Annotated in this window: 10 protein-coding genes; 4 read left to right on the forward strand and 6 right to left on the reverse strand. The window is 64.1% G+C overall.

Going from position 1 to position 12,510, the window contains the following annotated elements:
• Positions 1 to 75: 75 nt before the first annotated feature.
• The 3 genes from ACK1U9_RS19855 to nhaA all read left to right on the forward strand — a co-directional run bounded on the left by ACK1U9_RS19855 (position 76) and on the right by nhaA (position 3,949).
• Positions 76 to 750, forward strand: coding sequence for a COG3650 family protein (locus ACK1U9_RS19855; RefSeq protein ID WP_046614720.1), 675 nt, complete (start codon positions 76 to 78; stop codon positions 748 to 750).
• Positions 751 to 853: 103 nt separating this feature from the next.
• On the forward strand, positions 854 to 2,461 hold the full coding sequence (locus ACK1U9_RS19860; protein WP_046614721.1) for an NAD(P)/FAD-dependent oxidoreductase: 1,608 nt from the start codon (positions 854 to 856) through the stop codon (positions 2,459 to 2,461).
• Between the two features lie 312 nt (positions 2,462 to 2,773).
• A complete protein-coding gene (gene nhaA, locus ACK1U9_RS19865; protein ID WP_135001624.1) occupies positions 2,774 to 3,949 on the forward strand; it encodes a Na+/H+ antiporter NhaA in 1,176 nt (391 codons plus the stop codon).
• A gap of 68 nt (positions 3,950 to 4,017) precedes the next feature.
• Here nhaA and ACK1U9_RS19870 read toward each other — a convergent pair whose 3' ends face one another.
• Positions 4,018 to 4,482: an outer membrane lipoprotein gene (locus ACK1U9_RS19870; protein ID WP_013973925.1), complete on the reverse strand. Its 465-nt coding sequence runs from the start codon at positions 4,480 to 4,482 to the stop codon at positions 4,018 to 4,020.
• A gap of 147 nt (positions 4,483 to 4,629) precedes the next feature.
• On the opposite strand from ACK1U9_RS19870, the gene ACK1U9_RS19875 reads away from it, so the two are divergent.
• On the forward strand, positions 4,630 to 4,863 hold the full coding sequence (locus ACK1U9_RS19875; protein WP_085601540.1) for a hypothetical protein: 234 nt from the start codon (positions 4,630 to 4,632) through the stop codon (positions 4,861 to 4,863).
• A 39-nt stretch (positions 4,864 to 4,902) separates the two neighbouring features.
• On the opposite strand, the gene pdxH is transcribed toward ACK1U9_RS19875, so the two are convergent.
• From pdxH to dinG, 5 genes are all read right to left on the reverse strand, one after another.
• Positions 4,903 to 5,550 (reverse strand): pyridoxamine 5'-phosphate oxidase, encoded by a 648-nt coding sequence (pdxH, locus tag ACK1U9_RS19880; protein ID WP_046614724.1) that lies wholly within the window; start codon positions 5,548 to 5,550, stop codon positions 4,903 to 4,905.
• 18 nt (positions 5,551 to 5,568) lie between these two features.
• On the reverse strand, positions 5,569 to 6,546 hold the full coding sequence (locus tag ACK1U9_RS19885) for an OmpA family protein (RefSeq protein WP_322492472.1): 978 nt from the start codon (positions 6,544 to 6,546) through the stop codon (positions 5,569 to 5,571).
• Positions 6,547 to 6,645: 99 nt separating this feature from the next.
• The gene (locus ACK1U9_RS19890) at positions 6,646 to 7,791 is read right to left on the reverse strand and encodes a serine hydrolase domain-containing protein (RefSeq protein WP_449110129.1); all 1,146 of its coding nucleotides are present in this window, start codon (positions 7,789 to 7,791) and stop codon (positions 6,646 to 6,648) included.
• 227 nt (positions 7,792 to 8,018) lie between these two features.
• Entirely contained in the window at positions 8,019 to 10,253 is a 2,235-nt protein-coding gene (locus ACK1U9_RS19895; protein ID WP_108481818.1) for a beta-galactosidase, read from the reverse strand.
• 78 nt (positions 10,254 to 10,331) lie between these two features.
• On the reverse strand, positions 10,332 to 12,476 hold the full coding sequence (gene dinG / locus ACK1U9_RS19900; RefSeq protein WP_046614728.1) for an ATP-dependent DNA helicase DinG: 2,145 nt from the start codon (positions 12,474 to 12,476) through the stop codon (positions 10,332 to 10,334).
• Positions 12,477 to 12,510: the final 34 nt, after the last annotated feature.

Raw genomic sequence — 12,510 nt, forward strand, 5'->3', positions numbered from 1 at the left:
CCATTAACTTGTGATCCAGCGCCAGCCTGAGTAACGTGGCCTGCTTTCACGGCAAAGACCCCCGGAGCCCGCCCCATGCGCCTCAACCCCACCCTGCTGCTCACCGCCCTGCTGCCCCTGTTCGCCGGCTGCCAGCTCATGGCTGACGCCCCCAGCGACCCGAACATCGGCACCACGCGCATGCAGGGCGAATTGCGTGCCGCCGGTGGCCAGTTGCTGTTCAAGCCGTGCAGCGAAAACCGCACCTTCGTGATCAACGACGTCGCCGCCACGGGCATCCTGCAGGAGGCCGCCAACCTAGCCAAGGACGCCAACGACAAGCTGTTCGCCGACGTCCGTGGCCGCCTCACCGGCAGCAGGCAGGCCAACAACGACGGCCAGCTGGAAGTACGCCGCCTGTACCGTCTGGAGCCTTCCACGCGCGCCTGTGAAGACCCCAACTTCAAGCAGCTGACCCTGCGCGCCAACGGCCACGAACCGGAATGGGACATCAAGGCCAGCGGCAAAGGCATGGTGCTCAACCGCGTCGGCCAGCAACCCCTGCCTCTCCCCTTCCTGGAGGAAGAAGTGCCCGGCGGTGGCCTGACCCTGACCAGCGAAGCCAACGGCCAGCACGTGGAGCTGTGGGTCGCGCCACAACGCTGCGTAGACAGCGCCACCGGTGCCATCCACCACCTGCGCGCCGAATTGCGCATCGACGGCAAGACCCTGCAAGGCTGCGGTTACTATGGCGGTGCCCGCGACAACTGATCGCCGGGCGCTTTTATCCTGCCAGTCAGGGCGGCGAACAGCTTATACTTGGCGGTTTGTGTAAAGCCGCCGGCCGCCCATGGCCGGGATACTGGACCCTGCCATGCTACGAATCACCGAACTGAAGCTGCCCCTGGACCATCCCGACGAAGCCCTGCGTGAAGCCATCGTCCAGCGCCTGGGCATCCGTGACGAGCAACTGCTCAGCTTCAACCTGTTCAAGCGCAGCTACGATGCGCGCAAGAAGAACAGCGAACTGCTGTTCATCTACACCATCGATCTGGAAGCCAGCAACGAAGCCGAGCTGCTCAGCAAGTTCGCCGACGATCGCAACATCGGCCCGGCGCCAGACGTGACCTACAAGTTCGTCGGCCAGGCCCCTGCCGATCTGCAGGAGCGCCCGATCGTGGTCGGCTTCGGCCCGTGCGGCATCTTCGCCGGCCTGTTGCTGGCACAGATGGGCTTCAAGCCGATCATCCTCGAGCGCGGCAAGGAAGTGCGCCAGCGCACCAAGGACACCTGGGGCCTGTGGCGAAAGAGCGTGCTCAACCCCGAGTCCAACGTGCAGTTCGGCGAAGGCGGCGCCGGTACCTTCTCCGACGGCAAGCTGTACAGCCAGATCAAGGACCCGCAGCACCACGGCCGCAAAGTACTGGAAGAGTTCGTCAAGGCCGGCGCGCCGGACGAGATCCTGTACATCAACAAGCCGCACATCGGTACCTTCCGCCTCACCGGCATGGTCGAGCAGATGCGCCAGGACATGATCGCCCTGGGGGCCGAAGTGCGCTTCCAGCAGAAGGTCACCGACCTGCTGATCGAGGATGGGCAACTGACCGGCGTGGTGCTGGAGAGCGGCGAACAGCTCCACTCGCGCCATGTGGTGCTGGCCCTGGGCCACAGTGCCCGCGACACCTTCCGCATGCTGCATGCCAAGGGCGTGTACATGGAAGCCAAGCCGTTCTCGGTGGGCTTCCGCATCGAACACCCGCAAACGCTGATCGACAAGGCACGCCTGGGCAAATACGCCGGCCATCCGAAACTTGGTGCCGCCGACTACAAGCTGGTGTACCACGCCAAGAATGGCCGTTCGGTATACAGCTTCTGCATGTGCCCGGGCGGCACCGTGGTTGCCGCCACCAGCGAGCCGGGCCGGGTGGTTACCAACGGCATGAGCCAGTACTCGCGTAACGAGCGCAACGCCAACTCCGGCATCGTCGTCGGTATCGACCCCGAGCGCGACTACCCAGGTGGCCCGCTGGCCGGCATCGAGCTGCAGGAGCGCCTGGAAGCCCACGCCTATGTGATGGGTGGCAGCAACTATCAGGCTCCGGCGCAGCTGGTGGGTGACTTCGTCGCCGGCCGGCCGTCGACAGCGCTGGGCAGTGTCGAGCCGTCCTACAAACCAGGTGTCACCCTGGGCGACCTGGCCCCGAGCCTGCCGGACTTCGCCATCGAGGCCATTCGCGAGGCCCTGCCGGCGTTCGACCGGCAGATCAAGGGCTACAACCTGCATGACGCAGTGCTGACCGGGATCGAGACCCGCACCTCGTCGCCGCTTCGCATTACCCGCGGTGAGGACTTCCAGAGCCTGAACCTGAAGGGGCTGTTCCCGGCGGGTGAAGGGGCCGGGTATGCGGGCGGGATCCTGTCGGCGGGTGTCGATGGCATTCGCATCGCCGAGGCGGTGGCGCGGGATATGCTCGGCCTCTGATCCTTTTTTACATGCCAGGGCCTCTTCGCGGGTAAAACCGCTCCCACAGGTACTGCACAGGTATTGAAAACTGTGAAGTACCTGTGGGAGCGGGTTCACCCGCGAAAGGGCCACTGCCGACATCAGAACAATCCACAGCAAACATCAGAATTCCCCTCCCCACTCCTTCCCCATCTGCATCTAGTCTTCCCTCAGCCCAGCCAGTAACACCATATAACAAAAACGAATATAGTTTTTGTTTGAAAGCATATCGTCACAGGCTAGGGTGTATGCCCGTTCCATCGTCAACTGCTCATGGAGAGCCTATAGCCCGTGCGTAGCCTGTTCACCCGCTTCTTCCAGCTCGAAGCCGCCAGCGGCCTTTTGCTGATCGCCGCGGCCATTCTGGCCCTGGTCATCAACAACTCACCGCTGTCCTATCTGTATAGCGGCCTGCTCGACGTTCCCGTCGCCGTCCAGGTCGGCGCGCTGCATATCGCCAAACCGTTGCTGCTGTGGATCAACGACGGCCTGATGGCCCTGTTCTTCCTGCTCATCGGCCTGGAGGTCAAGCGCGAGGTGGTCGACGGCCACCTGTCCAAGCCCTCCCAGGTGATCCTGCCTGCCACCGCCGCCGTGGGCGGCATGGTGATTCCGGCACTGATCTACTGGTTCATCAACCGTGACAACCCTGCCGCCGTGGCCGGTTGGGCGATCCCTACCGCCACCGACATCGCCTTCGCCCTCGGCGTACTGGCCCTGTTGGGCAAGCGCGTGCCGGTGTCGCTGAAACTGTTCCTGATGACCCTGGCGATCATCGACGATCTGGGTGCGATCATCGTCATTGCCCTGTTCTACTCGGGCACCCTGTCAAGCGTGTCGTTGCTGCTGGCCGCCGCTTGCCTGATAGTGCTGGTGGCCATGAACCGGCTTGGCGTGGTCAAGCTTGGGCCATACATGATCGTTGGCCTGATCCTGTGGGTCTGCGTGCTCAAGAGCGGTGTGCATGCCACCCTGGCCGGGGTAGCCCTGGCCCTGTGCATCCCGCTGCGCACGCGCCATGCCGAACGCTCGCCACTGCTCGCCCTGGAACACGCCCTGCACCCGTGGGTCGCATACGCCATCCTGCCACTGTTCGCTTTCGCCAATGCCGGTGTATCGCTGGCAGGCATGACCGTAGACAGTTTCACCCACCCGGTGCCACTGGGCATCGCCGTCGGGCTGCTGCTGGGCAAGACCGTGGGGGTCTTCGGGCTGACCTGGGTCGCGGTCAAGCTGCGCCTGGCCGCGCTGCCTGTCGGCGCCAGTTGGGGGCAATTGCTGGGTGTGGCGATACTTTGCGGCATCGGCTTCACCATGAGCCTGTTCGTCGGCTCGCTCGCCTTTGTACCTGGCAGCAGTGATTACGCCGGTATGGACCGCATGGGTATTCTCACCGGCTCGTTCTTCGCCGCCGTGATCGGCTATGCGGTAACCGCCATGGCCAGCCGCAAGCCCAGCGTCGGCTGACCTGGTCGCAGCATGAAAAAACCCCGACTGGCGAGCGCCATGTCGGGGTTTTTCTTGTTGGGCTACGGTCAGTGCGTAACGCGGCTGGTGCCGTCGACGGTCATGATGCGTACGCGGTCGCCAACGCGGAAGATCTCGTTCTGCTGTACGGCCTGCACATAGGCCCGCATGCTGCCATCGTCCTCACGCACGGTGATTTCGACACCCTGGGTACGAGTCAGGCCTTCTTCGGCGGCGGAACCGGCCAGACCACCGGCTACGGCACCGATCACGGCGGCAACGATGCTGCCACGACCACCACCCACGGCGCTGCCGGCCACACCACCGACGATGGCGCCAGCACCACCACCGATCGGGGTCTTGGTGCCCTCGATCTTGACCGGACGCAGGGACTCGATGGTGCCCATGCGCACGGTTTGCACGCGGCGGGCCTCATCACGGGAGTAGCTGTCACCGGTCAGGCTCGAGGCACAGCCACCCAGCAACAACGACATGGTGGTAAAGGTCGCCACCAGCAAAGCGGATTTACGCATGGGTAAAGTCTCCATAAGTCAGGTGTCCATTAGACGCTGCAGGTTGACCGCTGTCACGGTACAAACGTAATAAAATTGTTTTCATTCAGCCAGGGTACAGCCTGCATGGCTGTGTCGAGGCCATTTCAAGTGAGACCAAGGATAGCCATGGATTACTTCATCGTCGTGGTCACCACCGTCGCGGGGCTTTACTTCCACTGGTGGCTGTATGTGCGCATGCGCCGCTGGATGGACCGTGACCTGGCATTGTCGCTGGCTGGGTCGGCCCCAGAAAAGCGCGCGTATATGCTGCAACGGCTGGAGCAGGCGCGCGTGGAGAAGGTGGGGCGCAAGCAGTTGGCGGGGTGGTTGGAGCGGGAGGCTGCCGGGTTTCCGGGATAGCCTTGTGTCGCGAAAGGGCCGCAAAGCGGCCCCACAATTTCAGGGCGCCAACCGCTCCCGCAGCCATTGCCCATCCACCAGCCGGTAGTTCAGTCGGTCATGCAGGCGACTGGCCCGCCCCTGCCAGAATTCGATGCGTTCAGGCAGCAAACGATACCCACCCCAATGTTCCGGACAATGCGGCTGAGTGTCGCAGAAGCGCGCCTCGGTGGCCTTGACCAGCAGCTCCAGCTCCTCACGGCTGGCGATTACCTGGCTCTGCGGCGAAGCCCATGCCCCCAGGCGGCTGCCCAGCGGGCGCACCTGGTAGTAGGCGTCAGATTCCTCAGGCGTGACCTTTTCCACACGCCCTTCGATGCGCACCTGGCGCTCCAGTGCAGGCCAGAAGAAGGTCATGGCGGCGAAAGGGTTGAACAGCAGTTGCTGGCCCTTGGCGCTATCGTAGTTCGTGAAGAAGGTGAAACCACGCTCATCGAGCCCCTTCAGCAACAAGATACGACAGTGAGGACGGCCTTCACCATCGACAGTGGCCAGGGTCATGGCGTTGGCTTCCACCGGTACCTGCTCGGTTTTCACCGCGTCGGCGAACCACTGGTGGAACAGGGCGAACGGCTCCCCCGGGGCCTGGGCTTCAGCCAGGCCATCGCGGGTGTAGTCGCGGCGCATATCAGCCAGGGATTGGGTCATTGCTGCGTTCCTTGACGATCAGTTGGTCTTCGCAGGGCTGTTTGCAGCTACTTTCTTGTCAGCGGTAGCTTTCTTGGCGACGGGCTTGGCCGGCGCGGCTTTTTTCTTGGCCGTTGTCTTGGCAGGCGCCTTGGCCTTGGCTTTGGTGACAGATTTCTTCGCCGCAGCCTTGGTGGCCGGCTTGCTGTCGGCAGGCTTGGCAGCAGGCGCCTTGACGTCCTGCACCGCCACCATCGGGGCCCGCGCCGGAGCGGCTTGCTGGTACTTGGCCAGCAGGGCGACCATGGTGTTCTGCGGGGTCAACAGCATTTCCACACGGCGGTTCAGGGCACGGCCCTCGGCGCTGTCGTTGGCGGCGCGCGGCATTTCCGAGCCCATGCCCTTGAGGTTCAGGCGATCACGCTGCAGGCCGCTGAGGCGGAAAATGGCCGACACCGAAGCGGCGCGCTCCAGGCTGAGCTTCTGATTGGCAGCAGCGACACCGCTGCTGTCGGCATGGCCAAGCACCAGCACGGCGGTCTTGGCATCGCCTTCGACGGTCTTGGCCACACGGGTGATCGGGCCCAGGGTCATCGGCAGCAGCATGTTCGGACGATCGGGGTTGTACGAGCTGTCCACCGGGATGGTTACGGCCAGCACGTTGTCACGGCGCTCCAGCTCCAGCTTGCTGCCCTTGATCGCCTCACGCAGCTTGGGCTCGTACTCGTCCAGCCAGGCCTGGGTGGCCTTCTGGTCGATCTTCGGTACCACCGGCCCCTTTGCCTGCTTTTCTTCACCGCCAAACGGCCACCACCAACGGCTGGCGTTGTCGGACTTGGCGTCGGCCTTGGCCACGTTTTCAGTGACGGCTTCCTTCACTTCCTGCTCGGCAACCTTTTCCGAACCAAAGGGCCACCAGCTCGAGGCGCTGTCCTTCGAGCCGTCCTGGGGGTGACTGGCGCAGCCTGTAACGGCGGTCAGGCACAGGGCGAGTGCTAAGGTTTTGTGTGAAGACATCAGCGATACACCATGAAATAGAAAGAAATTTTGCCTACACGCTTCAGGCGTTGGCATTGAGGATAGTCAAAGGGGTGGGGCAACACCCGCATTACCCGATCAAAGGCAACTGGCAAGGACACGTACCAGTTTCTGGGCTCGCGGGTCCATGAGCACATAAGGGCCGAGGGTATTGACCACGAAACCGAAGGCCACATCGTGTTCCGGGTCAGCGAAACCGACCGAGCCGCCGGCGCCTGGATGGCCGAAGGCGCGGGCCCCGAGGCCGAAGGTGGCATTGGCCACATCGGGCTGGTCGAGCATGCAGCCCAGGCCAAAACGCGTCTGGGTGAGCAGGGTGCGATCCTGCCCGATGCTGTGCTCACGGGTCAGTTCGTCGAGCAGTTCGGATTCGAGCAGGCTACCGTCCAGCAACCCGGCATAGAAACCCGCCAGGCTACGCGCATTCCCATGACCATTGGCCGCTGGCTGCTGCATGCGCCGCCACTCAGGCTTGTTGGTACTGGTCAGTATCGCCGGCGGGTTGGTGAAGGCACGGGTCGACAGGGCCTCGGGCTCGCGCATGGTCACCTGCAGCAGGCGCTGCGCCGCGGCGTCCCCGGCGTTGCCCTTGCCACGGGCGATATGCGCTACGCGATGGAACTCATCGTCCGCCAGGCCGACATGAAAATCCAGCCCCAACGGCCGAGCGGTACGGGCCACGATCGAGTCGCCGGGGCCACGGCCGTCGGCACGGCGGATCAGCTCGCCGATCAGCCAGCCATAAGTAATGGCGGCGTAGCCGTGCTCGGTGCCGGGTTTCCACCAGGGCGTTTCGGCTGCCAGCGCATCGACCATGGCCTGCCAGTCATACAGCGCCTTGGCCGGCAGCAGCTCACGGATGGCCGGCAGACCGGCACGGTGGCTGAGCAACTGGCGCAGGGTGATCGCCTGTTTGCCTGCCTGGGCGAACTCGGGCCAATAGTTGGCCACTGGCGCATCGAGCGCCAGCTTGCCCTCGCCGACCAGTTGCAGGGCGGTGACAGCGGTGAAGGTCTTGGTGCAGGAGAACAGGTTGGCGATGGTATCGCTGTGCCAGGCCTGCTGGCCGTCCTTGTCGGCACAGCCAGCCCACAGGTCGACCACGGTTTCGCCACCGACCTGGATGCACAGCGCGGCGCCACGCTCCTGGGGATCATCGAACAGCGCGGCAAAGGCTTCGCGCACTGCTTCGAACTTCAGCTCATAGTGACCCTGGATCTGCACCCGCTGTTCTCCGTACGACCAATTCCGAAAATGGTGTGCATTGTTTCAGTAGTTTGGCGTTTTGCAAACTGGCTTGGGCTGGGTGGTCACTGTGGGAGCGGCCTTGTGTCGCGATGGGCTGCGCAGCAGCCCCGGCAATTTATACAGCGCCGCTGAAATGAGGGGACTGCTCCGCAGTCCTTTCGCGACGCAAGGCCGCTCCCACAAAAAGACCGCGTCGACCTGGGCTAGGGCGCCGGTTTTTCCAGTTGGGCTCGCAGCTGGCTCATTGCCTGCAAGTTGCTCTTGCGCACGGCATCGACAAACCCCGGGTAAGGCACATCGGTGATCGCCACCAACCCAAGGTGGCCGTTCTCGCCATCGAGCAGGCGGCCGCTGGCCGGCTGGTCAAGGTACTGGAACCAGTGCGCGCCAACGATCATCGGCTGCGCCAGGGCTGCCTTTAGGAAGTTGCCGTAGGCCGGGCCGCGGTCTTCTTCCCGCGCTACTTCCAGCGGCCCCGGCCAGAACGGCCCGCGATCGCGCGAGCCGAACTGGAACTCGGACACCAGTACCGGCTTGTCCAGCTCGGCCAGGCGGGCAAAGTCGTAGCCGTCCTGCGGTTTGAGGGTATAGAAGTTGAAGCTGAGCACATCGCAGAACTCGGCGCAGGCCTTGACCGCCTCCGGCGTGCTGACGGCATAGCGGCCACCCAGCAGCAGGTGATTGGGCGCATGCCACTTCAACGAGTCGGCAATGGTCTTGAAGTAGGTTTCGGCGAATACCTGCTGGAAGTGCTGGTAGTCACGCTCGATTTCCGGATGCTCCGGGTTGGGTAACGGTGCCTCGAAGCCTGGGTCTTCCATCAGTTCCCAGGCGGTCAGCTCGATGCCCCATGCCTTGGACAAGCCTTCCTGGTTGCGGTATTTGTCACGCAGCTGCTTGAGGAAAGCGCGCTTGGCTGGTACATCGGTGGTCAGGCGCAAGGTTCCGTAGGCCAGGCCGTAACGCGCCTTCGCGTCACTACCGGGGGCGGCCCAGGCCAGTTCGTTGTCGGCGAAATAGCCGATCAGCCAGGGGTCGTCACGGTGATCGCGGGCGGCAATGGCCACGGCGCGTTCGGTGGCCATGGCAAAACGCGGGTCGAACGGGTCGGGCATGCGGCCCCACCAGTCCATGCCAGTGCTGATGCTGGCGTAATCCCCGACGATCGATAGCGGCAAGGTGTACGGCATGCGCCTGGCCTGGCCCAGGGCCGGTTCGCTCCAGTTGCCGACCGTGTTGAAACCCCAGGCCTGCAGGCGATCGAGCGCATGCACCTGCCAACGGGCGGTATCCAGCGCCAATGGAGGGCAGTTGGCCGGCTGCCCTTCTACCGCGGGCGAACAGGGTTTGCCATAGGTGCGCTGCAGGTTGGCGGCATAAAAATCGAACCAGCGCCCCTGTTTGAAGTTGCGCCCCTGCGACGAGGGGTTGCCGTCGTCGTTGTTGCCGTCGCCATAGAATGCGGCCAGTGCATCCCCCTCGCCCGGCAACGCCTTGAACATTCCCTCACGCCCGGCGATGTAGGTACGCCCGCCATCCGCGGCCACGGCATTCACCCCCAGGGAGTAGAACGGATGCCCCTCGGGCGTTACCAGGTACCAGCGGCCGTCACGCTTTTCGGTGCGGAAAAAGCCTTTGGCCTCGAACGCCGGCCCGGCCAGCAGGCCACCGTACGCGTCCAACGGCTGCTTGCCACGCTCTGCCAACCAGCCTTTGAGCTGTTGCTGCTCGCGCATATCGGCCGCCTTGAGCTGCTCGTCATTGGCAACCTTTTCAGGCCAATGGCCGCGGGTGGACTGGCCATAGGCATCGATCAGCTCCTGGTAGGCCGCCTTGTAGGCCTGGTCGTCATCCTGGATGCCGACCCGCTCGATCAACAGGTTCTGCGCCACCTTGGGGTTGGGGATACTCAGGCTGACCGACACCACCTGCTTGAGGTCGAGCGCGCCGGCGCTGCTGGTCAGCAGCAGGCGCTGGCCGCCATGGTTCCAGGGCATGGGCGGGCCGGCGCGCATGCCCTGGCTCAGCGGCGAACTGGCCGTCAGCGGTACCATCACGGTTTGTGCAGGCCCGGCCGGTAGGTCGATGCGGCTGGTCAACGTGCGACCATCACTGCTCTGTACCATGACGTCCACGGTCAGCGCCCAATCCATCGCGCTTTGCAGTCGCAAGGTCAGGAACTGACCGCCGGACCAGTCCCACACACCGCTTTGCGGGCTCAGGCGCAGGGTCGGCCGCTGGGCAGGGTTGAACACCACGCGCCGCAACACTTCGCCTTCGGCCGTCTGCTCCGCGTTGTACTGCGGCATACCGGCATCCTCGGTCACCACGTTGACCACCGAGGCCGGGCGCACGAAGCTGAACAGCGTCTGCTGCCCAGCCAGCAAAGGCGAGCTGAACAACAGGGCGAAAACGGCGGGCAGGGTACGGCGGACCATAAGGCTGGGGCTCTCCTTCAGGGCCCTCATGGCCCACGACTGAGTATGGACAACGCGCCAGAGCAAGTGCTCCGGCGGTCAGGAAATCTCCCGCCGGAACGGCGGCAGCGCATTGAGAATAGCCTTGCCATAGCGTTGGGTGACCAGACGCCGGTCAAGCAAGGTGATGACACCGCGGTCCTGCTCGGTTCGCAGCAGGCGGCCGCAGGCCTGGATCAGCCGAAGCGACGCGTCGGGCACGGCAATTTCCATGAACGGGTTGCCGCCGCGAGCCTCGATCCACTCGGCCAGCGCCGCTTCGACCGGGTCGTCTGGCACGGCAAAGGGAATCTTGGCGATCACCACGTGCTCGCAGTAGGCACCCGGCAGGTCGACACCCTCGGCAAAGCTGGCCAGGCCGAACAGCACGCTGTGCTGGCCATCATCTACCCGCGCCTTGTGCTTGTTCAGGGTTTCCTGTTTGGACAGGTTGCCCTGGATCAGCACCAGCTTGCGCCAGTCACGGTCCAGGCCATCGAACACGTCCTGCATCTGCTTGCGCGAGGAGAACAGCACCAGCGCGCCACGGGCCTCTTCCACGATACTCGGCAGTTCGCGGATGATTGCCGCGGTATGCGCCGCTGCATCGCGCGGGTCGGCCTTGAGGTCGGGGACCCGCAGCAGGCCGGCATCGCCATGCACGAACGGACTGGGCACCACGCAGGTGACCGCGTCACGCGGCAACCCCGAGCGCATGCGGAAACGGTCGAACTTGCCGAGCGCGGTCAGCGTCGCCGAGGTCACCAGCGCGCCATGGGCCACGCTCCACAGACTGCGGCGGAGCATTTCGGCGGCCAGGATGGGGCTGGCGTTGACTTCGATATCGAACAGCGCACCGCTCTCGGCCAGGGTCAGCCAGCGGGCCATGGGCGGGCTGTCTTCCGGGTCTTCGGCGGTAAAGGCCGTCCACAGCTCCCAGTTGCCCTGGGCACGGGTGACCAGGCTTCCGAACAGCGGGTACCACTCCTCGGCCTGGTGGCTGGCGATGCCGATGTTGACCTCACCGTCCATGCCTTCCTTGAGCAGGTCGGCCAGGCGAGTGAACAGGTCGTTGAGGCGAGCAAAGCCCTTTTTCAGCTCGATGCCCACTTCGCGAATCTGCTCCGGCACCACACCACCTTCGAAGCGGTAGCGCGGGCGCTCACGGCCTTCGTTGTCCTCGCTGGGGCGGAAGTCGGCAACCTGCTCGCACAGGGTGAACATGAACTGCTGCTGGGTGCGCACTTCCCGCGCAAGCTCTGGCACCTGCTCGATGTACTTGCCAAGGTCACCGGGCAGCGGGTGCTGGGCCAGCAGCTTGGTCAGGTTCTTGGCGGTCTGTTCCAGCCAGTCGGCAGTGGAGCGCAGGCGCGAATAGTGGGCGAAATGGCCGATGGCCTTGTCCGGCAGGTGGTGGCCTTCGTCGAACACGTACATGGTGTCGCGCGGGTCGGGCAATACCGCGCCGCCGCCCAGGGCCAGGTCGGCCAGCACCATATCGTGGTTGGTGACGATCACGTCGACCTTGCCCATGCCTTCGCGGGCCTTGTAGAACACGCACTGCTGGAAGTTCGGGCAATGACGGCCGGTACACTGGCTGTGGTCGGTGGTCAGGCGTGCCCAGTCCTGGTCTTCCAGGGCTTCTGGCCAGCTGTCGCGGTCACCGTCCCAGCGGTTGCCGGCAAGCTTCTCGATCATGCTGTTGAACAGCTTCTGGCTGCGCTCGTCGACTTCGATGTGGAAGCCTTCTTCCTCGAACAGCTGGGCGGTAGCCGATTGGGCGTGGCCTTCCTGCAGCAGGATGTCGAGCTTGGACAGGCACAGGTAGCGGCCACGGCCCTTGGCCAGGGCGAAGCTGAAGTTCAGCCCGCTGCTGCGCATGAGGTCGGGCAGGTCCTTGAAGACGATCTGCTCCTGCAGCGCCACGGTGGCGGTGGCGATCACCAGGCGCTTGCCGGCGGCCTTGGCGGCCGGAATGGCAGCCAGGCTGTAGGCCACGGTCTTGCCGGTACCAGTACCCGCCTCCACTGCCACCACGGCAGGCTCGCCGGCACGGCGGCCTTCCTCGTCGCAGGCGATGTCGCCGAGCACCTTGGCCACTTCGGCGATCATCAGGCGCTGGCCATAGCGCGGCTTGAGGCTCTTGGCTTCGAGAAAACGCGTATAGGCGCCCTGGATGGTGGCTTTGAGTTCGTTGCTGATCATGGTCTGCAGGCGCCCGGAGGGCTGGATATATTTT

Source organism: Pseudomonas sp. XP1, from assembly GCF_053557675.1.